Raw genomic sequence first — 20,749 nt, 5'->3', positions numbered from 1 at the left:
CCTCCGGAGGTGATCATTCCGGTCTAAATCCGGCGTCACGTCAGCCTGCGTGGCCCAACTCGCGTTCCTGTGGGCCAGTTGTGAAGGGTTCGTGCAGACTGACCGGATGCGTATCGAACTCTCCACGGAACCCGGAAATCCCGACAGCCCCAACGAGGACTTCGCCTCCGCGGCCGTGCCCGCCGCCGGGCAAGGGGGATCGCTGGTCGTCCTGGACGGGGTCACGCCGCCCCGCGGCGAGAGCGGCTGCCGACATTCGGTCCCCTGGTTCACGGCCCGGCTCGGCGGCGCACTCGGGGAACTGTCCGTTTCACGCAGGGATATGACGTTGCGCACCGTCCTCGCCGAGGCGATCCGGCGCACAGCGGACACCCATCGTCAAACCTGTGACCTTTCTCACCCTCGTACGCCGCAGTCGACCGTGGTCGTGGCGCGGTGGGACGCGGAGCGGGTCGAGTACCTGGTGCTGTCCGACGCGGTGTTGCTCGTCGAGGACGCCGCCGGCGAGGTCACCGCGGTGCGGGACGACCGGCTCGACCGGCTGCCGCGCTCCGCGCTCGCCACGGACGAGGTGGCCGACGCGACCGTACGCAACAAGGAGGGCGGCTTCTTCACCGCCGCCGCGGATCCGGGGGTCGCCGCCCGCGCGGTCACGGGCATCCTCCCGAGGGCGGGAGCACGCACGGTCGTGGCCCTCACCGACGGGGCCACGCGCTGGGTCGACAAGTTCCACGAGGGCGACTGGACCGACCTGTTCGCCCTCGTACGGAAAGAGGGCCCGGAGGTGCTGATCGCGCGCGTACGGGCCCTGGAGGACGCGGACGAACAGGACCGGGTGTTCCTGCGGCGCAGCAAGACGCACGACGACGCGACGGCGGTGTACGTGGAGCTTTAGCCCTGCGGGAGGGCTCGCGGCCGGTCACCCGGAGCGCCCCGGTCCGGCAGCCCACGCCGCCCGACCGTCGCCCGGCCCACCTGGCCCGACCGCCGCTCAGCCCGCCGCCAGGCGACCCGTCAGCCCTCCGCGCTCTCGTTCAACTGGTGCAGCAGCCGTGCCAGTTCCGCCACCTCATCGCGGTCCCAGCCCGCGAGCTGGCGGACGTACGTGGCCCGGCGGGCGTCGCGGACCTGGCGGAAGTTGGTGCGGCCCTCCTCGGTGAGGTGGATGAGCCAGGCGCGGCCGTCGGCGGGGTCGGGCTCGCGGGCGACGAGGCCGAGCTCCTCCAGGGCGCGCAGCTGCCGGCTCATGGTGGCCTTGCCGACGCCGATGTACGCGGCGAGTTCGGTGGCGCGCAGCCGCCCGCTCTCCTCCAGGCGCGCGAGCAGTCCGTAGGCGGCGGGTTCGAGGTCGGGGTGGACCGCGCGGGCCATCTCGCCCGACGAGGCCCGCGCCCGCCGGAGGAAGACCGTCAACTCCCGCTCGAGGGAAAGGAACTCGCGGTCCACACCACTGTCCTTCGCGCCGGATCCGGCATCCGGCCGCCCGTCGTTCCCGCCCTCGTGCACGTCAGCACCCATGTCACGGTTTCCCGTTCCTGAAAGTTTCCGCCATTCACGGCCATTGCCGCAGCTCCTCCAGTATTTCGCAGGAGTAGACCAACGGCAGCATCCGTGCCCCCTTCCTCGCGGGGGTCTACGTGCGTAGCGTCATTGGTGACATGTGCATACCAGGACACATGTCGAAAGGTCCCCCCACCGAGCTCTCACCCGAGCTCATCGAGGCCTTCGGAGGCACGCAATGCCCGTGCACAGATCCGGAACCGTCCGTCCTCCCCGCTCGAAGCGCCGCCCCCGCCCGCTGAGGCGTCTCCCCGCGGCCGGGGTCATCCTCGCCGCGCTCTCCCTCATCCTCACCCTGCCCACCGCGGCCCAGGCGGCCGACGTCCCCGAGCGCGGCTCCGCCCACATGGGCATGGGCGTCGTCGAGCACGACGGCCAGGGCGGCCGGCCCACCGGCGACCAGGCGACCCAGACCGAGGGCGTCGACACCAGCAGCCACAACGGCAACGTGGCCTGGTCGACCCTGTGGAACAGCGGCGTGAAGTGGGCCTATGTGAAGGCCACGGAAGGCACGTACTACACGAACGCGTACTTCGCGCAGCAGTACGACGACTCCTACAACGTCGGCATGATCCGCGGCTCGTACCACTTCGCCACCCCGGACACGACGAGCGGCGCCACCCAGGCCAACTACTTCGTGGACCACGGCGGCGGCTGGTCGCGCGACGGAAGGACGCTGCCGGGCGCGCTCGACATCGAGTGGAACCCGTACGGCGCGGCCTGCTACGGCAAGACGGCGGCCGGGATGGTCACCTGGATCAGGGACTTCGTCAACCAGTACAAGGCCCGTACCGGCCGCGACGCCGTGATCTACACGGCGACCAGCTGGTGGCAGCAGTGCACCGGCGACTCCGCCGCCTTCGGCGCCACCAACCCGCTCTGGATCGCCCGCTACGACACGGCCCCGGGCACGCTCCCGGCCGGCTGGGGCTACTACACGATGTGGCAGTACACGTCGTCCGGACCGACGGTGGGTGACCACAGCAAGTTCAACGGCGCGTACGACCGGCTCCAGGCGCTGGCCAACGGCTGAGGCCTGAAAAGAAGCGCTCCCCCACACAGCCGGAAGGCCCGGCCCCTCTCGGGGTCGGGCCTTCCTTGTCCGGTCCCCGCAGGCGGAGCCCGCTGAAGGACACAGTCGTCACGCTGCGACCGGAACCTCCACGGCGGCCGGCTCGAGCGCCAGCTCCAGCACCTGTCGCACGTCCGTCACCGGGTGCACCTCCAGCGTCTCCAGGACCTCGGCCGGGACGTCGTCCAGATCGGCCTCGTTCCGCTTCGGGATCACGACCGTCGTGATGCCCGCCCGGTGCGCGGCCAGCAGCTTCTGCTTGACGCCACCGATCGGCAGCACCCGTCCGGTCAGCGACACCTCACCGGTCATCGCCACGTCCGTGCGGACCTGACGCCCGCTCAGCAGCGACGCGAGAGCGGTCGTCATGGTGACACCCGCGCTCGGGCCGTCCTTCGGCACCGCGCCCGCCGGGAAGTGGATGTGCACGCCCCGGTCCTTCAGACCGGTGACGGGCAGCTCCAGTTCCGCGCCGTGCGAGCGCAGGAAGGAGAGCGCGATCTGCGCGGACTCCTTCATGACGTCACCGAGCTGACCGGTCAGGGTCAGGCCCGCCGCGCCCGTCTCCGGGTCGGCGAGGGACGCCTCCACGTAGAGGACGTCGCCGCCCGCGCCGGTGACCGCGAGACCGGTGGCCACGCCCGGCACCGCCGTGCGGCGCTCGGCCGGGTCCTGGGCCGCCTCGGGCACGTGGTGCGGACGCCCGATGAGACCCCGCAGGTCCCCGTCGGTGACGGTGAACGGCAGCTCGCGCTCGCCCAGTTCGTGCTGGGCCGCGACCTTCCTCAGCAGGCGAGCCACGGCCCGCTCCAGGTTGCGTACGCCGGCTTCGCGCGTGTACTCGCCGGCCAGCTTGCGCAGCGCGCTCTCGTCGAGGGTGACCTCGTCCTTCTGCAGTCCGGCCCGCTCCAGCTGGCGCGGGAGCAGGTGGTCACGGGCGATGACGACCTTCTCGTCCTCGGTGTACCCGTCGAGCCTGACCAGCTCCATACGGTCGAGCAGCGCCTCCGGGATCGCTTCGAGGACGTTCGCCGTCGCGAGGAACACGACGTCGCTGAGGTCGAGTTCGACCTCCAGGTAGTGGTCGCGGAACGTGTGGTTCTGCGCCGGGTCGAGCACTTCGAGCAGGGCCGCGGCCGGGTCGCCACGGAAGTCGGAGCCGACCTTGTCGATCTCGTCGAGCAGGACCACCGGGTTCATGGACCCGGCCTCCTTGATGGCCCGCACGATCCGCCCGGGCAGGGCACCCACGTACGTACGACGGTGGCCGCGGATCTCGGCCTCGTCGCGTACGCCGCCGAGGGCGACGCGGACGAACTTGCGGCCCATGGCGTGCGCGACGGACTCGCCCAGCGAGGTCTTGCCGACGCCGGGCGGGCCGACGAGCGCGAGCACCGCGCCGCCGCGCCGTCCGCCGACGACCCCGAGTCCGCGGTCCGCGCGGCGCTTGCGCACGGCCAGGTACTCGGTGATGCGCTCCTTCACGTCCTGGAGGCCGGAGTGCTCGGCGTCCAGGATCTCCTGGGCACCCTTGATGTCGTACTCGTCCTCCGTACGCTCGTTCCACGGCAGTTCGAGGACCGTGTCGAGCCAGGTCCTGATCCAGGAGCCCTCCGGGGACTGGTCGCTGGACCGCTCCAGCTTCTCGACCTCCTTGAGGGCGGCCTCGCGGACCTTCTCCGGGAGGTCGGCGGCCTCGACGCGGGCGCGGTAGTCATCGGACTCCTCGCCCTCCGTCTCACCGTTCAGGTCGCGCAGCTCCTTGCGGACGGCCTCCAGCTGACGCCTCAGCAGGAACTCGCGCTGCTGCTTGTCGACGCCTTCCTGCACGTCCTTGGCGATGGACTCGGCGACGTCCTGCTCGGCGAGGTGCTCACGCAGCTGCTCGGTGGCGAGCTTCAGGCGGGCGATCGGGTCCGCGGTCTCCAGGAGTTCGACCTTCTGCTGGGTGCTCAGGAAGGGCGAGTAGCCGGAGTTGTCGGCCAGCGCGGAGACGTCGTCGATCTGCTGCACGCGGTCCACGACCTGCCAGGCGGCGCGCTTCTTCAGCCAGTTCGTCGCGAGCGCCTTGTACTCCTTGACCAGCTCGGTCACCGAGCCGGGCAGCGGGTCGGGAAGCGTCTCCTCGACCGCGAGGCCCTCGACCCACAGGGCGGCGCCGGGACCGGTCGTGCCCGCGCCGATCCGCACGCGGCTGCGGCCGCGGATCAGCGCGCCGGGGTCACCGTCGGCGAGGCGGCCCACCTGCTCGACCGTGCCGAGGACTCCGGTGTTCGCGTACGTGCCGTCGATCCGGGGAACAAGCAGCACCTTCGGCTTGCTGCCACCGACGGATCCGCTGGATCGTGCCGCCGCCTGGGCGGCCTCCACCGCGGCTCGTACGTCGCTGTCGTTGAGATCCAGGGGCACCACCATTCCGGGCAGTACGACCTCGTCGTCGAGGGGCAGCACGGGCAGGGTGAGCGGTGTGGACGTCGTTGCCATGATCTCCCCTTAAGCAGTCAAGTTGAGCTACAGGGACTCAATGCACGTGAGCCCATGAATGTTCCCCGGGAGCTGTTCGCTCTCGGCGATCACTGTTCGGGCAGGGGAAATGTGCAGCTCAGAGGGGGGTTACGCGGCCTGACGGGGTGACGGGTCAGGGGCTGTTCAGACGACGCGAGATCCCGGCGTACGTCGCCACCGGCGTACCAGCGGCCAGGTCGCGACACCGATGCAGAGCGCCATGATGTGGCCCCAGTCCGTCAACGGGTCCGCGAATTCGACGAGGTCACTGATCAGCATTCCGCCGAAGACCCCGAGGACGGTCCAGCGCAGCCAGGGCGGGAACAGACCCGCGAGCGCGCCCACGCTCGCGGCGACACCGAAGCTGATGCCGTAGTCGAGACGGTGCAGCGAGCTCTCGGGCAGGTGCCCCATGAGTACGGAGAGCCCGACGGGCACCTCGGTGGCGAGCGTCGCCACGGCGTGGCCGAGCAGGAAGACACAGGCGGTGCGCCAGCCGCCGATACGCCGCTCCAGGGCCGTGAGCACGACGAGGAACCCGACCGCGTACGTCGAGGTGATCCCGCCGGCGATCCACAGCGCACTGGCGACCAGCACGAACACGGGCGTCTGCGCGAGGTGCGAGGCGTCGGTGCTGGACTCGTGCAGAGCGGACGACACGAGGTCCGGGTCGGCGTACTGCGCGAACAGGGACGTGCCGATGAGCACGGCGGCGTAGACGAAGGTGAAGGGCGTGCCGGTGGGCGTCGGCAGGATCCGCCAGGGGCGGAAGCGGCGACGGGGAGGGGTGGGAACGGTGACGGGCGCGGACCCGATCGGAACGGCCACGCCCTCATCGACCACCGCCTGCGCGGCCGCCTGCGCGGGAATCGCGCCGAGCAGGGCTCGCTGCGGGGCCGGGGCCGTGCGCTCCGGTTCGCGGAGCTCCGAGGCGGCATCCGGTGGGACACGCAGGGAATCCTCCGCCACCCCACCCTCGACGGTCACGCCTCGCTCCACGTACGGCACCCCTTCCTTTCAGCCCTTCCAGACTTCGCCGCCGTGCCCGTTCTGTCTATGACCGGCGCCACGTGGCGCATGATCCACAGCATTCTCACAGGAGTTCCCCGGCCCGTTCACCGAGCCGACGCGCGCCCTCGCCGGTGGGGCAGGATGGTCGCCATGTCCACCTCGTACCAAGCCCCGTACGACACCGACCAAGCCGCTCCCGTCGTCCTCGACCGGCGCGAAGGGCCCTTCGGAGAGGTCGTACTGCGGCGCCACGGCGCGCTGCTGCAGATCATCGCCAACGGATGCTTCCTGATGGACACGTCCGACGGACGCTCCGAACGGCTGCTCGTCGACGCCGCGCTCGACGCCCTCGACGACCGCCCGGCGCCCAGCGTCCTCATCGGCGGACTGGGTGTCGGATTCTCCCTCGCACACGCGGCAGCGAATCCGCGCTGGGGCCGTATCGCCGTCGTCGAGCGCGAGAGCGCGATCGTCGACTGGCACCGCGAGGGCCCGCTGACCGAGCTGTCACGGTCCGCGCTCGCGGACCCGCGCACCGGGATCGTGGAGGCGGACCTCGTCTCGTACGTCCAGGAATCCGGCGATACGTTCGACGCGCTCTGCCTCGACATCGACAACGGACCGGACTGGACCGTCACGGAAGGTAACGACAGCCTCTACTCACCGGAAGGACTCGCCGCGTGCCGGGCGCGGCTCACCCCCGGCGGCGTACTGGCCGTATGGTCGGCCCAGCCGTCCGCAAATTTCGAAGGAACCTTGCGGAATGCCGGTTTCCGGTCGGTCCGCACCAAAGAGGTCCCGGTTGTCCGGGGCGTCCCGGACGTCGTGCACCTCGCGGTCAGGGCTGCGTAGCCGACGCGCGGTAACTCCCCGTACGCTGACTGCCGAAACCCAGATCATTCAAGCGTCAAGCGCACATAGGTGTGCGCAATTCAGGGGCGGGGCGATGGAGCAGACACACACCTCCCACAACGGCAGCACGGCTTCGCCGGGTGCCCAGCGACGGGTCCTGGTCGTCGAGGACGACCCCACGATCGTCGACGCCATCGCCGCACGGCTGCGGGCCGAGGGATTCCTCGTGCAAACGGCTCATGACGGTCCCGCGGCAGTCGACACGGCGGAGGCCTGGCAGCCGGACCTGCTGATCCTCGACATCATGCTGCCGGGCTTCGACGGGCTCGAGGTCTGCCGCCGTGTGCAGGCGCAGCGCCCGGTGCCGGTGATGATGCTGACGGCACGGGACGACGAGACGGACATGCTGGTCGGACTCGGCGTGGGCGCCGACGACTACATGACGAAGCCGTTCTCGATGCGGGAGCTGGCGGCGCGTGTGCACGTGCTGCTGCGCCGGGTGGAGCGCGCGGCGCTCGCGGCGGCCACTCCCCGGAGCGGCATCCTGCGGCTCGGCGAGCTGGAGATCGACCACGCGCAGCGCCGCGTACGGGTGCGCTCCGAGGACGTGCACCTGACGCCGACGGAGTTCGACCTCCTGGTCTGCCTGGCCAACACGCCCCGCGCCGTCCTCTCCCGTGAGCAGCTGCTCGCCGAGGTGTGGGACTGGGCGGACGCGTCGGGCACCCGAACGGTCGACAGCCACATCAAGGCGCTGCGCCGGAAGATCGGCGCCGAGCGGATCCGTACCGTGCACGGCGTGGGCTACGCGCTGGAGACCCCGACGCCATGACCGGCGGCGGCGCGAGCGGTGACGTCGGACGGGAAGCATAGGGCCGGACAACACCAATATGAGTGACGTATGAGTGATGCGGACACCCCGGAGAGAACGTCCGGGACACCCACGGAGCCGTTCCTGACGCCTCCCGCGGACGGACCCAGGCCGGAGCCGGACCCCCCACCCGCCGGCCGCGTCCCCCCGGGACCCTGTCCCCGGCCCCCCTCACCCAGCTGGGTGCAGGGCGGTCTGCGCCCGTTCTCCATCAAGACCAAGCTCGGCACGCTCGTCGTCGTCTCGGTGTTCATCACCACCGGACTGCTCATGGTCGCCGTCCGCACGCAGACCGAGCTCCGCTTCATCACGGTCTTCTCGGTCATCGCCACCCTGCTGATCACCCAGTTCGTGGCGCACTCGCTGACCTCCCCGCTCGACGAGATGAACACGGTCGCCCGCTCCATCTCGCACGGTGACTACACCCGCCGGGTCCGCGGAGCCGACCGGCGCGACGAGCTCGGCGACCTGGCCGCGACGATCAACCGCATGGCGGACGATCTGGAGGCCCAGGACGAGCAGCGCAAGGAACTCGTGGCGAACGTCTCCCACGAGCTGCGCACCCCGATCGCCGCACTGCGGGCCGTCCTGGAGAACGTCGTCGACGGCGTCTCGGCGGCCGATCCCGAGACCATGCGCACCGCCCTGAAGCAGACCGAGCGCCTGGGCCGGCTCGTCGAGACCCTCCTGGACCTGTCCCGCCTCGACAACGGCGTGGTCCCGCTCAAGGCCCGCCGCTTCGAGGTGTGGCCGTACCTGTCGGGTGTACTGAAGGAGGCCAACATGGTCGCCTCGCAGCGCGCCGGCATCACCTCGGGCTCGGGCACCCACACCCGTACGGACGTGCATCTGCACCTCGACGTGTCACCGCCGGAGCTGACCGCGCACGCGGACCCCGAGCGGATCCACCAGGTGGTGGCCAACCTCATCGACAACGCCGTGAAGCACAGCCCGCCGCACGGCAGGGTCACCGTGTTCGCCCGGCGCGGGCTGTATCCGGAATCCCTGGACCTGGAAGTTCTCGACGAGGGCCCCGGCATCCCCCGTTCGGAGTGGCACCGCGTCTTCGAGCGCTTCAACCGCGGCGGCCATGTGAAGGGCGCGGCGCACGGCCCCGGCAGCGACGGCGGCACGGGTCTCGGCCTCGCCATCGCCCGCTGGGCCGTGGACCTGCACGGCGGCCGGATCTACGTGGCCGAATCGGAGCGGGGCTGCCGGATTCGGGTCACTCTTCCGGGCCTGCCCCGAGGGCAAAGTTGACGTAAGGTTCGAACCGGAAGCGCAAGATCGCCGTGCCATTCGTCATGGGGTGCGGGCCATGGGGCCGTACTCGCAGGAAATTCGTGTGGCGTCAGCCACTCCGGTGGAGCCGACGCTTTCGTCGGGGTACCCAGGGCGAACCGGAACCCCGCTTGTTTCCCGCCATTTCCTGCGCCGAAACACGCTCTCCAATGTGACTTACGCGACGGATGGCCCGCCCGGTCTGCAAGTCCCGGTGTTGGAGGCGTAGCCTTTATTCCCGCTGTCCATCACCTTGTGAGAAGCGGAAGAGGGCGGTTACCGCCGTGTCGCCACAGTCCCCCAGTAACTCGAGCACCTCGACCGACCAAGAGGCGCAGGGCAAGAGCCCCGCAGCCGCTTTCGGTCCCAATGAGTGGCTCGTCGACGAGATCTATCAGCAGTACCTCCAGGACCCGAACTCGGTAGACCGAGCCTGGTGGGACTTCTTCGCCGACTACAAGCCGGGCGCGCCGGCCCAGCCGACGACCGGAGCCCCCGCACAGGGTTCCGGAGCCGGTACCGCCGCCGCACCGGCTGCCCCGGCCCCGGCTCCCGCCGCTCCGCCGGCTCCGGCGCCGGCTCCGGTCCAGGCGGCCCCCGCCGCGCCGGTTGCCCCGGCCGCGCCGGCCGCCCCGGTGGCCAAGCCCGCCGCCGCTGCCCCCGCGAAGCCCGCCGCCGCGCCGGCTCCCGCGAAGGCACAGCCCGCGACCGAGGCCCCTGCCGGCCCCGAGTACGTGACGCTGCGTGGCCCGAGCGCCGCCGTCGCGAAGAACATGAACGCCTCCATCGAGGTCCCCACGGCGACGTCCGTGCGCGCGGTCCCGGTGAAGCTGCTGTTCGACAACCGCATCGTCATCAACAACCACCTGAAGCGTGCCCGGGGCGGGAAGATCTCCTTCACCCACCTCATCGGCTACGCGATGGTGCAGGCCATCAAGGCCATGCCGTCGATGAACCACTCCTTCGCGGAGAAGGACGGCAAGCCGACCCTGGTCAAGCCGGAGCACATCAACTTCGGTCTCGCCATCGACCTGGTGAAGCCGAACGGCGACCGCCAGCTCGTCGTCGCCGGCATCAAGAAGGCCGAGACGCTGAACTTCTTCGAGTTCTGGCAGGCCTACGAGGACATCGTCCGCCGCGCCCGCGACGGCAAGCTCGGCATGGACGACTTCACCGGTGTCACGGTCTCGCTGACCAACCCCGGCGGCCTCGGCACCGTCCACTCCGTGCCGCGTCTGATGCCCGGACAGTCGGTCATCATGGGCGTCGGCTCGATGGACTACCCGGCTGAGTTCCAGGGCACCTCCCAGGACACCCTGAACAAGCTCGGCATCTCGAAGGTCATGACGCTCACGTCGACCTACGACCACCGGGTCATCCAGGGCGCCGCCTCCGGCGAGTTCCTGCGTGTCGTCGCGAACCTGCTGCTCGGCGAGGGCGAGTTCTACGACGAGATCTTCAAGGCGCTGCGCATCCCCTACGAGCCGGTCCGCTGGTTCAAGGACATCGACGCCTCGCACGACGACGACGTCACGAAGGCCGCCCGCGTCTTCGAGCTGATCCACTCCTACCGGGTCCGCGGCCACGTCATGGCCGACACCGACCCGCTGGAGTACAAGCAGCGCAAGCACCCCGACCTCGACATCACCGAGCACGGGCTCACCCTGTGGGACCTGGAGCGCGAGTTCGCAGTCGGCGGCTTCGCCGGCAAGTCGATGATGAAGCTGCGCGACATCCTCGGCGTGCTGCGTGAGTCGTACTGCCGCACCACCGGCATCGAGTACATGCACATCCAGGACCCGAAGCAGCGCAAGTGGCTTCAGGACCGGGTGGAGCGCGCTCACAACAAGCCGGAGCGCGAGGAGCAGCTGCGCATCCTGCGCCGGCTGAACGCCGCCGAGGCGTTCGAGACGTTCCTGCAGACCAAGTACGTCGGCCAGAAGCGCTTCTCCCTGGAGGGCGGCGAGTCCGTCATCCCGCTGCTCGACGCGGTCATCGACTCCGCCGCCGAGTCGCGCCTGGACGAGGTCGTCATCGGCATGGCCCACCGCGGCCGCCTGAACGTCCTGGCGAACATCGTCGGCAAGTCGTACGCGCAGATCTTCCGCGAGTTCGAGGGCAACCTCGACCCGAAGTCGATGCACGGCTCCGGCGACGTGAAGTACCACCTGGGCGCCGAGGGCACCTTCACCGGTCTCGACGGCGAGCAGATCAAGGTCTCGCTGGCCGCGAACCCGTCCCACCTGGAGACGGTCGACCCGGTCATCGAGGGCATCGTCCGCGCCAAGCAGGACATCATCAACAAGGGCGGCACGGACTTCACGGTCCTGCCGGTCGCCCTGCACGGTGACGCGGCCTTCGCGGGCCAGGGTGTGGTCGCCGAGACGCTCAACATGTCGCAGCTGCGCGGCTACCGCACGGGCGGCACGGTCCACATCGTCATCAACAACCAGGTCGGCTTCACCGCCGCCCCGGAGTCGTCGCGCTCCTCCATGTACGCCACCGACGTGGCCCGCATGATCGAGGCGCCGATCTTCCACGTGAACGGCGACGACCCCGAGGCCGTCGTCCGCGTTGCCCGACTGGCCTTCGAGTTCCGCCAGGCGTTCAACAAGGACGTCGTCATCGACCTCATCTGCTACCGCCGCCGCGGTCACAACGAGTCGGACAACCCGGCGTTCACGCAGCCGCTGATGTACGACCTGATCGACAAGAAGCGCTCGGTGCGCAAGCTCTACACCGAGTCCCTCATCGGTCGCGGCGACATCACGCTGGAAGAGGCCGAGCAGGCGCTGCAGGACTTCCAGGGCCAGCTGGAGAAGGTGTTCGCCGAGGTCCGCGAGGCCACGGCGCAGCCCGTCCAGGCTCCGGTGGGCGACCCGCAGGCCGACTTCCCGGTGGCCGTGACCACCGCGATCTCCCAGGAGACCGTGAAGCGGATCGCCGAGTCGCAGGTCAACATCCCCGACCGCGTCACCGTCCACCCGCGTCTGATGCCGCAGCTGCAGCGCCGCGCGGCGATGATCGAGGACGGCACGATCGACTGGGGCATGGGCGAGACGCTCGCCATCGGCTCCCTGCTCCTGGAGGGCACCCCGGTGCGCCTCTCGGGCCAGGACTCGCGCCGCGGCACGTTCGGCCAGCGTCACGCGGTCCTGATCGACCGGGAGACGGGCGAGGACTACACCCCGCTCCTCTACCTCTCGGACGACCAGGCGCGTTACAACGTCTACGACTCCCTGCTCTCCGAGTACGCGGTCATGGGCTTCGAGTACGGCTACTCGCTGGCCCGTCCCGAGTCGCTCGTGATGTGGGAGGCGCAGTTCGGCGACTTCGTCAACGGCGCCCAGTCGGTGGTGGACGAGTACATCTCGGCCGCCGAGCAGAAGTGGGGCCAGACCTCCGGCGTCACGCTGCTCCTGCCGCACGGTTACGAGGGCCAGGGCCCGGACCACTCGTCCGCCCGCCCGGAGCGCTTCCTCCAGCTGTGCGCGCAGAACAACATGACGGTCGCCATGCCGACGCTCCCGTCGAACTACTTCCACCTCCTGCGGTGGCAGGTGCACAACCCGCACCACAAGCCGCTGGTGGTCTTCACGCCGAAGTCGATGCTGCGCCTCAAGGCCGCCGCGTCGTCGGCGGACGAGTTCACGACGGGCGGCTTCCGCCCGGTCATCGGGGACAGCTCGGTGGACCCGGCCGCGGTCCGCAAGGTCGTCTTCTGCGCGGGCAAGGTCTACTACGACCTCGACGCCGAGCGTCAGAAGCGCGGCGTGACGGACACGGCGATCATCCGCATCGAGCGTCTGTACCCGCTGCCGGGTGCCGAGCTCCAGGCGGAGATCGCCAAGTTCCCGAACGCGGAGAAGTACCTGTGGGCGCAGGAGGAGCCGGCGAACCAGGGCGCGTGGCCCTTCATCGCCCTCAACCTGATCGACCACCTGGACCTGGCGGTCGGCGCCGACGTCCCGCACGGTGAGCGCCTGCGCCGCATCTCGCGGCCGCACAGCTCCTCCCCGGCGGTCGGCTCCGCGAAGCGCCACCAGGCCGAGCAGGAGCAGCTGGTCCGCGAGGTCTTCGAGGCCTGATCAGCCTGATCTCGTACGTACGATTGTGGGGCCCGGGACTTCGTTCCGGGCCCCACGCCCGTATCACCCCCCCGTTTTTCACCCCAGGAGCGAACGGCCCATGTACTTCACCGACCGCGGCATCGAGGAGCTGGAGAAGAGGCGCGGCGAGGAGGAGGTCACCTTCGAGTGGCTCGCCGAGCAGCTGCGTACGTTCGTCGATCTGAACCCGGACTTCGAGGTGCCGGTCGAGCGGCTGGCCACGTGGCTGGCCCGGCTCGACGACGAGGACGACGACGAGTAAGCAGCTTTGTTCGGGCAGCCTGGCTGCTCAGTCCCAGGCGCGGAGGCGGTCGTACGCGAGGCCGAGCGCGCCCTGTACGACGAGGAGCGCGCCCGCGACCGCCCAGCCGGTGCCGCGCCGGTGCAGGCCCCAGGCGAAGAGCGGGACACCCACGGTGACCTGGGCCGCCGCGAGGCGCCTCGCTGTGGGGCCGCGCAGCCAGAGGCCGACGGGACCGCCGTCGAGTTCGGCGCGGACCACGTCGCGCCAGCCGGACCATTCGACGGGTGCCGCGCCTGGCTGCACGCGCGCGACCTCGCGCAGCCGGTCGGTGGGTTCGCCGGGGGTCAGGCCGGCCGGGAGCGACAGCCCCGCGCGCGTGAGGACCGCGAGCAGGCCGCGCATACGGGCGTCGGCGTCGGCCCCGGTACCGGGGCGCGTGAGCCGGTCCAGGGACTCCATGTCGCGGACCGGGTCGAGGCCGAGCCGGGCGGCGAACGTGCGCATCGCCTCGTCCTCTCCGGCGGGCGTGCCGTTCGCCAGCCATACGTAGCCGACGGGACGGCGGAAGCCCGAGGCCAGGGTGTAGCCGCTGTGTTCGGCGTCCCACCACAGGGCGAGCACCGGCCACGGTGAGCTGACGGCGAGGGCGGCGGCCCAGCCGGCGAGGACTGTGTCGACGCGTTCGCCGCCTTGCAGCCAGGGCCTGCCCTCGGGGACGAGGACGCTCCACTCGAGTCCCGCCTGGGCCAGCAACATGCGTTCGCGCAGGGGCCGGGCGGCGGGGCCGACGGTCGCGGGAGCGGCACGGCAGAGCAGGAGCGCTCCGGCGGCCCTGGCCTGCGGGGCGTTGGCGTCGGACGGCATGAATCCACGCTAGGACAGTTTGCGGCGTTTGGCCCTGAGATGGGTGACCGGAGATGCGCGGGAGGCGCGACTGCCCGACGGAAGGAAGTCACGACTGTCTTGACTTTCCGTAACCGCGATATATCGTGAATGAAGTGGGACGCGACAGGTCGCGTTCTGCTCCGATCCGTCCCGTCGAGGAGGTCGCACCATGCCCGAGTGGTCCGTGACAGAGCCGCAGAAGCTCACGTTCGACGACCCTGTGACGACACTCCGCGTCCGCGTGGTCAACGGAACGGTGAACGTCGTGGGCACCGACGAAGGTTCCGCCCGCCTGGAGGTGACCGAGATCGACGGTCCCCCGCTCCAGGTGACCCTGAAGCGCGGTGAGCTGTCCGTCGCCTACGACGACCTGCCCTGGAAGGGCTTCCTGAAGAAGTGGCTCGACCGCAAGAGCTGGCGGCGCAGCGCCGTCGTGTCCCTGGCGGTCCCGGCGGGCACGCGCGTCGAGGTCGGCGTCGTCGGCGCGGGCGCGGTCGTCTCCGGGATCGAGGGGCGTACGGAGGTCAAGGGCGTCACCGGTGACACCACCCTGGTCGGCGTCGCGGGTGAGGTGCGCACGGACACGGTCTCGGGGAACGTCGAGGCCCAGGCGGTCACGGGCGACCTGCGCTTCAACTCCGTGTCCGGTGATCTGACCGTCGTCGCGGGCGCGGGCCCGTCGGTGCGGGCGGACTCGGTGGCCGGTTCGATGATCGTGGACCTCGACCCGGCCGACCGTGCGACGGATGTGCACCTGACGAGTGTCTCGGGCGAGATCGCGATCCGCCTCCCCCACCCGGCGGACGCCCGGGTCGAGGCGAACACGGCGAGCGGTTCCGTGTCGAACGCCTTCGAGGACCTGCGGGTGAACGGCCAGTGGGGCGCCAAGAGCATCACGGGCAAGCTCGGCGCGGGCCGGGGCAGACTCAAGGCGACCACGGTCTCGGGTTCGATCGCGCTCCTGCGCAGGCCGCCGGCGGAGGACGAGGCATCGGCCCCCGTCGCGGACTCCCCCACGGATTCGCCGGCCCCCTCCGGTGGCCCGGCCGACAAGAAGGTGCTCTGACATGCCCCCCGTCTTCGCCCACGGCCGCCTGCGCCTGTACCTCCTCAAGCTGCTCGACGAGGCCCCGCGCCACGGTTACGAGGTGATCCGCCTCCTGGAGGAACGCTTCCAGGGCCTGTACGCGCCTTCGGCCGGCACTGTGTACCCACGCCTGGCGAAGCTGGAGGCCGAGGGCCTGGTCACGCACGCCACGGAGGGCGGGCGGAAGGTCTACTCGATCACCGACGCGGGCCGCGCCGAGCTGGCCGGCCGCAGTGGCGAACTGGCCGATCTGGAGCTGGAGATCCGCGAGTCCGTGGCGGAGCTCGCCGCGGAGATCCGGGACGACGTGCGGGGTGCGGCGGGCGATCTGCGGCGCGAGATGCGGGCGGCGGCCTCCGAGGCGCGGAGCGGGCCGGGCGGTCCTGGCAGTCCGGGCGGTCCTGGCACTCCTGGCGGGACGACGGGTACGGGCGAGCGGCCGAGCCCGTTCGGCGACTTCCAGGACTTCGGGGACAAGGAGGCGTGGCGCGCGGCCAAGGAGGAGCTGCGCCGGGCCCGGCAGGAGTGGAAGGAGCAGGCGCGGCGCGCGAAGGACGAGAGCCGCCGGGCCCGCGAGGAGGCCCAGCGTGCGCGCCGGCAGGCCAAGGAAGCGCAGGAACAGGCGCACGAGCAGGCGCAGGAGCAGGTCCAGCGGCTGGCGAGGCGCGTGCAGGACCAGGTCCAGGACCACTTCGCGAAGGGCGACTGGCCGACGGGGGTCAGGGAGGGGCTGTCCGAACTGGCCAGGGAATTCGGCGAGTTCGGCACGTATCTCAGTAAGGAGGCGGAGGGTACGGGGCGGGCCTCGGAGGGTGCGGCGCGCTCTGAGGGCGCGGCCCCATCGGAAGACGTGAAGCCCGAAGTCCGCTTCACGTACGACGACATCCCCGCCGAGTACATCCCGTCATGGAGTCAGGAAGAGTCGACCGGTGACCCGTCCCGTGACCTGGACCGACTTCTCGACCGCTTCCGGGACGACATCCGTGACGCGGCGCGGGATCACGGGGTGACGGAGGATCAATTCCGGGATGCCAGACGCCACTTGTCGGAGGCGGCAGCACACATCGGGGCGTCGCTGCGGGCCCCCGGCGCGACCAGAGGCTGACCCCTCCCGCAGCGATGGTCGAGAGGCGCCGCCCCTCGACCACCGTCAGCCCAGGACCGGGTCAGACCGTCAGACCGTCAGACCGTCAGCACGATCTTGCCGAACTGGTCGCCGGACTCCATCCGCGCGAAGCCCTCGCGGGCGCGGTCCAGCGGAAGGACCTCGTCGATCACGGGACGCACCCCGGTGGCCGCGCAGAAGGAGAGCAGATCCTCCAGCTCGTCCTTCGAGCCCATCGTCGAGCCGACGATCTTCAGCTCCAGGAAGAAGACCCGCGTCAGCTCGGCGTGCGAGGGACGGTCACCGCTGGTGGCACCGGAGATGACGACCGTACCGCCGGGCCGGAGCGACTTGATGGAGTGCGACCAGGTCGCCGCGCCCACGGTCTCGATGACGGCGTCCACCTTCTGCGGCAGCCGCGCACCCGACTCCACGGCCTCGACGGCGCCGAGCTCCAGGGCCCGCTTGCGCTTGGCCTCGTCACGGCTGGTCGCGAAGACGCGAAGCCCGGCCGCCTTGCCGAGGACGATCGCGGCCGTGGCGACGCCGCCGCCCGCGCCCTGCACCAGCACGGAGTCACCGGGCCGCACACCGGCGTTGGTGAACAGCATCCGGTACGCCGTCAGCCACGCGGTGGGCAGGCAGGCGGCCTCCTCGAAGCTGAGCTCCTTCGGCTTGGGCAGCACGTTCCACTCGGGCACGGTGACCTGCTCGGCGAAGGTGCCCTGGTACTTCTCGGTGAGGATGGAGCGGCCCTCGCGGGGGCCGACCCCGTAGCCGGACTGGCCGATGACGGAGTGCAGGACGACCTCGTTGCCGTCCTGGTCGATCCCGGCGGCGTCACAGCCGAGGATCATCGGGAGCTTCTCCTCGCCGAGTCCGACCCCGCGCAGGGACCACAGGTCGTGGTGGTTGAGGGAGGCGGCCTTGACGTTCACGGTCGTCCAGCCGGGGCGGGCCTCGGGGGCCGGGCGCTCCCCCAACTCAAGGCCGTCGAGCGGCTGGTCACGGTCGATTCGGGCGGCGTAGGCAGCGAACATGACCATGACGATAGGTGCGGGCGGGGGCGGCGCGGAACACCGTGGGGCTGTGACGCGCGCCGCGCACCTCCGCCGTCAGGCGGCGCCGTCCACAGCCCGCCACCCGCAGCCCACCCGTGACAACGCGCCGCGCCCCGTGCCCCACGGAGTGATCCGTGGCGCACGGGGCGCGGTCGGGGCCCTTGCGGGGCGGGGTCAGCGTCGGGCGACGCCCTCGGCGCGCGCGGCGGCCGCGACGGCGGCGGTGACCGCGGGGGCGACCCGCTCGTCGAACGGCGAGGGGATGACGTAGCCGGCGGACAGCTCGTCACCGACGACGTCGGCGAGCGCCTCGGCGGCGGCGATCTTCATGCCCTCGGTGATCCGCGACGCCCGCACCTGGAGCGCACCGGCGAAGATGCCGGGGAAGGCGAGGACGTTGTTGATCTGGTTCGGGTAGTCCGAGCGGCCCGTCGCGACGACCGCCGCGTACTTGTGGGCCACGTCGGGGTGAACCTCGGGGTTCGGGTTGGCCATCGCGAAGACGAAGGCGCCGGGAGCCATCGAGGCGACCGCGGGCTCGGGGACCGTACCGCCGGAGACGCCGATGAAGACGTCGGCGCCGGCGAGGGCGGCCTCGAGGGAGCCGGAGATGTTGGCCTTGTTGGTGATCTCGGCCAGCTCGCGCTTGACGTCCGTGAGGTCGTCGCGGTCACGGCTGACGATGCCCTTGCGGTCCGCGACCGACACGTCGCCGAGGCCGGCCTCGAGGAGGAACTTGGCGATGGCGACACCGGCGGCACCGGCACCCGAGATCACGGCGCGCAGCTCGCCGAGCGTGCGCCCGCTGAGCTTGGCGGCGTTCTTCAGGGCGGCCAGCGTGACCACGGCGGTGCCGTGCTGGTCGTCGTGGAAGACCGGGATGTCGAGGCGCTCCTGGAGGCGGCGCTCGATCTCGAAGCAGCGCGGCGCCGAGATGTCCTCGAGGTTCACGCCACCGAAGGAGGGGGCGAGGCGGACGACGGTCTCGATGATCTCGTCCGTGTCCGTGGTGGCGAGCGCGAGCGGCACGGCGTCGACGCCGCCGAACTGCTTGAACAGGATCGCCTTGCCCTCCATCACCGGGAGGGACGCCTCGGGACCGATGTCGCCGAGGCCGAGCACCGCGGTGCCGTCGGTGACGACGGCCACGACGGACGACTTCCACGTGTAGTCGTGGACCAGCTCAGGGTTCTCCGCAATGGCGGAGCACACCTTCGCGACGCCCGGCGTGTACGCCAGGGACAGGTCGTCCTTGTCGCGCACCGGCACGGTGGCCTGGACGGCCATCTTGCCGCCGCGGTGGAGCGCGAAAGCCGGGTCGAAAGGCTCTTCGGCGCTCTCATCGCTGCGAGGGTTGACGATCTCCGCTGCCACTTGCATGACCCCTTAAGTCTTTAAATCAATCAGTTGAGGGTGGGTCCGCCCCTGGTTGAGGAACGGATGGGCACCGCGTATGACCCACTTGTCGGGTTTTTGCACTCGTACGGGTCAGTACGCGAGGGACACGCCGCACGCGCGTCCTGAGCCCCGGATGAGGGGTGTAAAGAACCTTCATACCTGAAGTACACCGCCCCGGACGAGTCCATCTGTGATCGATCACAGTTCGGTGACATGACTCATAGACCAGGACCCGGATATTAAGGACAGGACCTCAAGTGAACCTCAAGGCCGTCCGGGCTCCGCTCACATATTGAGACGCGTCAGGGGTGACCGGAAATCTTCCGGCCTCACGGCGATATCGCCGTAGATCTTATTCCGCCGGGCGGCAGTCATCCTTTGGCATCCCGAACGCCGCAGTTCACCCGTTATCTGATTTTGACATTGCAGGACCCCTGAACGGCCGGGTCCGAATGGCAAGATGCCGTAATCACGCGAGGTCGCGACACTCGAAGATGTGTGCACGATCTCAGTATCGGCGTCTCCCTCACCCTGCCGGAGGAACCTGAAATGACCGCAGGCACCACCCGTCGTTCGACCGCCGCGAAGTCCGCTAAGTCCCGGATTGCCGTGGTCGGAGCGATCGCGGTCGCCGGCTCGCTGCTGCTCTCCGGCTGCGGTGACCAGACCAAGGACAAGAGCTCGGGTTCCACGAACGCCAAGAGCGCTCCGCTGGCGGACAAGCTCCCCAAGGATGTGCGGGACAAGGGCGTCATCATGGTGGGTTCGGACATCGCGTACGCGCCGGTGGAGTTCAAGGACAAGAACGGGAACACGGTCGGTATCGACCCGGACCTGGCGGACGCCATGGGCAAGCAGCTGGGCGTGAAGTTCCAGTTCGAGAACGGCACGTTCGACACGCTGATCACCGGTCTGCGGTCCAAGCGGTACGACATCGCGATGTCGGCGATGACCGACACCAAGGACCGTGAGAACGGTGTCGACCCGGACACGGGCAAGAAGGTCGGCGAGGGCGTCGACTTCGTCGACTACTTCAACGCGGGCGTCTCCAACTACACCCTCAAGGGCAAGACCCAGGGCATCAAGACCTGGGCCGACCTGTGCGGCAAGACGCTGTCCGTGCAGCGCGGCACGGTCTCGGACGACCTGGCGAAGGCCCAGGCGAAGAAGTGCCCCGCCGGCAAGAAGCTCTCCATCGAGGCCTTCGACAACGACCAGCAGGCGCAGACCCGGGTGCGCTCGGGCGGCGCCGACGCCGGTTCGTCGGACTTCCCGGTGGCGGCGTACGCGGTGAAGACCTCCGGTGGCGGCAAGGACTTCGAGATCGTCGGCGACCAGGTCGAGGCGGCGCCGTACGGGATCGCGGTGGCCAAGGGGAACACCCAGCTGCGGGACGCGCTGCAGGCGGCGCTCAACGCGGTGATCAAGAGCGGTGAGTACGACAAGATCGTCGCGAAGTGGGGCGTCGAGGCGGGCGCCGTGAAGGAAGCCGGCATCAACGGCGGCAAGTGACCGCACCCTCTCGTCACCCAGCCGTTTGAAAGGCAAGACCCGTGTCTGTTGACATCGACAAGACCGACGGCCCCGAGGACACCTCGCCGCCCCCCGCCCGCCCCGAGGCCATCAAGGCGATTCCGGTCCGTCACTTCGGCCGTTATGTGGCCGCGGTGGTGGCGATCGGTGTGCTGGTCGCGATCGTGTACGCGTT

16 protein-coding genes and 1 pseudogene are annotated in these 20,749 nt (G+C 70.1%); 11 read left to right on the top strand and 6 right to left on the bottom strand.

Features of this window, described 5'->3' with window-relative positions; genetic code table 11:
- Nucleotides 1-106 precede the first annotated feature (106 nt).
- Nucleotides 107-895 carry a protein phosphatase 2C domain-containing protein gene (locus tag ABZ893_RS11005; protein ID WP_361400265.1) on the top strand — a complete coding sequence of 263 codons (789 nt, stop codon included), beginning with the start codon at nt 107-109 and terminating at the stop codon, nt 893-895.
- A 119-nt stretch (nt 896-1,014) separates the two neighbouring features.
- Here the strand turns inward: ABZ893_RS11005 and ABZ893_RS11000 are convergent, their stop codons facing one another.
- Nucleotides 1,015-1,518: a MarR family transcriptional regulator gene (locus tag ABZ893_RS11000; protein WP_361400262.1), complete on the bottom strand. Its 504-nt coding sequence runs from the start codon at nt 1,516-1,518 to the stop codon at nt 1,015-1,017.
- Between the two features lie 220 nt (nt 1,519-1,738).
- On the opposite strand from ABZ893_RS11000, the gene ABZ893_RS10995 reads away from it, so the two are divergent.
- Complete coding sequence (locus ABZ893_RS10995; RefSeq protein WP_361400260.1) at nt 1,739-2,593, top strand: lysozyme; 855 nt, start codon at nt 1,739-1,741, stop codon at nt 2,591-2,593.
- Between the two features lie 108 nt (nt 2,594-2,701).
- On the opposite strand, the gene lon is transcribed toward ABZ893_RS10995, so the two are convergent.
- Together lon and ABZ893_RS10985 are read right to left on the bottom strand one after the other, a co-directional pair.
- Complete coding sequence (lon, locus tag ABZ893_RS10990; protein ID WP_361400258.1) at nt 2,702-5,116, bottom strand: endopeptidase La; 2,415 nt, start codon at nt 5,114-5,116, stop codon at nt 2,702-2,704.
- Nucleotides 5,117-5,281: 165 nt separating this feature from the next.
- Nucleotides 5,282-6,124, bottom strand: a complete 843-nt coding sequence (locus ABZ893_RS10985) for a rhomboid-like protein (protein WP_361400255.1) — start codon at nt 6,122-6,124, stop codon at nt 5,282-5,284.
- A gap of 174 nt (nt 6,125-6,298) precedes the next feature.
- Here ABZ893_RS10985 and ABZ893_RS10980 point away from each other — a divergent pair, with 174 nt between their 5' ends.
- From ABZ893_RS10980 to ABZ893_RS10960, 5 genes are all read left to right on the top strand, one after another.
- On the top strand, nt 6,299-7,000 hold the full coding sequence (locus ABZ893_RS10980; protein ID WP_361400252.1) for a spermidine synthase: 702 nt from the start codon (nt 6,299-6,301) through the stop codon (nt 6,998-7,000).
- A 94-nt stretch (nt 7,001-7,094) separates the two neighbouring features.
- Nucleotides 7,095-7,832 (top strand): response regulator transcription factor, encoded by a 738-nt coding sequence (locus tag ABZ893_RS10975; RefSeq protein ID WP_361400249.1) that lies wholly within the window; start codon nt 7,095-7,097, stop codon nt 7,830-7,832.
- A gap of 222 nt (nt 7,833-8,054) precedes the next feature.
- Nucleotides 8,055-9,131 (top strand): HAMP domain-containing sensor histidine kinase, encoded by a 1,077-nt coding sequence (locus ABZ893_RS10970; protein ID WP_361400246.1) that lies wholly within the window; start codon nt 8,055-8,057, stop codon nt 9,129-9,131.
- A gap of 305 nt (nt 9,132-9,436) precedes the next feature.
- Entirely contained in the window at nt 9,437-13,240 is a 3,804-nt protein-coding gene (locus ABZ893_RS10965) for a multifunctional oxoglutarate decarboxylase/oxoglutarate dehydrogenase thiamine pyrophosphate-binding subunit/dihydrolipoyllysine-residue succinyltransferase subunit (RefSeq protein ID WP_361400243.1), read from the top strand.
- Between the two features lie 100 nt (nt 13,241-13,340).
- Nucleotides 13,341-13,523 (top strand): DUF6104 family protein, encoded by a 183-nt coding sequence (locus ABZ893_RS10960; protein ID WP_019075209.1) that lies wholly within the window; start codon nt 13,341-13,343, stop codon nt 13,521-13,523.
- A gap of 27 nt (nt 13,524-13,550) precedes the next feature.
- Here the strand turns inward: ABZ893_RS10960 and ABZ893_RS10955 are convergent, their stop codons facing one another.
- A complete protein-coding gene (locus ABZ893_RS10955; RefSeq protein ID WP_361400240.1) occupies nt 13,551-14,369 on the bottom strand; it encodes a hypothetical protein in 819 nt (272 codons plus the stop codon).
- A 190-nt stretch (nt 14,370-14,559) separates the two neighbouring features.
- Here ABZ893_RS10955 and ABZ893_RS10950 point away from each other — a divergent pair, with 190 nt between their 5' ends.
- Together ABZ893_RS10950 and ABZ893_RS10945 are read left to right on the top strand one after the other, a co-directional pair.
- On the top strand, nt 14,560-15,456 hold the full coding sequence (locus ABZ893_RS10950; RefSeq protein ID WP_361400239.1) for a hypothetical protein: 897 nt from the start codon (nt 14,560-14,562) through the stop codon (nt 15,454-15,456).
- Between the two features lies 1 nt (nt 15,457).
- The gene (locus ABZ893_RS10945; RefSeq protein WP_361400236.1) at nt 15,458-16,582 is read left to right on the top strand and encodes a helix-turn-helix transcriptional regulator; all 1,125 of its coding nucleotides are present in this window, start codon (nt 15,458-15,460) and stop codon (nt 16,580-16,582) included.
- 77 nt (nt 16,583-16,659) lie between these two features.
- On the opposite strand, the gene ABZ893_RS10940 is transcribed toward ABZ893_RS10945, so the two are convergent.
- The gene (locus ABZ893_RS10940) at nt 16,660-17,622 is read right to left on the bottom strand and encodes a zinc-binding dehydrogenase (protein WP_361400233.1); all 963 of its coding nucleotides are present in this window, start codon (nt 17,620-17,622) and stop codon (nt 16,660-16,662) included.
- Nucleotides 17,623-17,817: 195 nt separating this feature from the next.
- A complete protein-coding gene (locus tag ABZ893_RS10935; RefSeq protein WP_361400230.1) occupies nt 17,818-19,023 on the bottom strand; it encodes an NADP-dependent malic enzyme in 1,206 nt (401 codons plus the stop codon).
- Between the two features lie 567 nt (nt 19,024-19,590).
- Here ABZ893_RS10935 and ABZ893_RS10930 point away from each other — a divergent pair.
- Nucleotides 19,591-20,553 carry an ABC transporter substrate-binding protein gene (locus ABZ893_RS10930; protein WP_361400227.1) on the top strand — a complete coding sequence of 321 codons (963 nt, stop codon included), beginning with the start codon at nt 19,591-19,593 and terminating at the stop codon, nt 20,551-20,553.
- A 41-nt stretch (nt 20,554-20,594) separates the two neighbouring features.
- Nucleotides 20,595-20,749, top strand: a pseudogene (locus ABZ893_RS10925) (amino acid ABC transporter permease); the annotation flags it as partial.

It is taken from the genome of Streptomyces sp. NPDC046821 (assembly GCF_040645335.1).
In the GTDB taxonomy this organism is placed as follows: domain Bacteria; phylum Actinomycetota; class Actinomycetes; order Streptomycetales; family Streptomycetaceae; genus Streptomyces.
Note: the sequence above shows the minus strand (reverse complement) of the source record. Positions and strands in the feature narration are given on the sequence as shown.

Excerpts from the sequence above, each read along its gene's own strand:
- ABZ893_RS11005 (WP_361400265.1), top strand. The coding sequence starts at position 107 with ATGCGTATCGAACTCTCCACGGAACCCGGAAATCCCGACAGCCCCAAC.
- ABZ893_RS11000 (WP_361400262.1), bottom strand. The coding sequence starts at position 1,518 with ATGGGTGCTGACGTGCACGAGGGCGGGAACGACGGGCGGCCGGATGCC.
- ABZ893_RS10995 (WP_361400260.1), top strand. The coding sequence starts at position 1,739 with ATGCCCGTGCACAGATCCGGAACCGTCCGTCCTCCCCGCTCGAAGCGC.
- lon (WP_361400258.1), bottom strand. The coding sequence starts at position 5,116 with ATGGCAACGACGTCCACACCGCTCACCCTGCCCGTGCTGCCCCTCGAC.
- ABZ893_RS10980 (WP_361400252.1), top strand. The coding sequence starts at position 6,299 with ATGTCCACCTCGTACCAAGCCCCGTACGACACCGACCAAGCCGCTCCC.
- ABZ893_RS10975 (WP_361400249.1), top strand. The coding sequence starts at position 7,095 with ATGGAGCAGACACACACCTCCCACAACGGCAGCACGGCTTCGCCGGGT.
- ABZ893_RS10960 (WP_019075209.1), top strand. The coding sequence starts at position 13,341 with ATGTACTTCACCGACCGCGGCATCGAGGAGCTGGAGAAGAGGCGCGGC.
- ABZ893_RS10955 (WP_361400240.1), bottom strand. The coding sequence starts at position 14,369 with ATGCCGTCCGACGCCAACGCCCCGCAGGCCAGGGCCGCCGGAGCGCTC.
- ABZ893_RS10950 (WP_361400239.1), top strand. The coding sequence starts at position 14,560 with ATGCCCGAGTGGTCCGTGACAGAGCCGCAGAAGCTCACGTTCGACGAC.
- ABZ893_RS10945 (WP_361400236.1), top strand. The coding sequence starts at position 15,458 with ATGCCCCCCGTCTTCGCCCACGGCCGCCTGCGCCTGTACCTCCTCAAG.
- ABZ893_RS10940 (WP_361400233.1), bottom strand. The coding sequence starts at position 17,622 with ATGTTCGCTGCCTACGCCGCCCGAATCGACCGTGACCAGCCGCTCGAC.
- ABZ893_RS10935 (WP_361400230.1), bottom strand. The coding sequence starts at position 19,023 with ATGCAAGTGGCAGCGGAGATCGTCAACCCTCGCAGCGATGAGAGCGCC.
- ABZ893_RS10930 (WP_361400227.1), top strand. The coding sequence starts at position 19,591 with ATGACCGCAGGCACCACCCGTCGTTCGACCGCCGCGAAGTCCGCTAAG.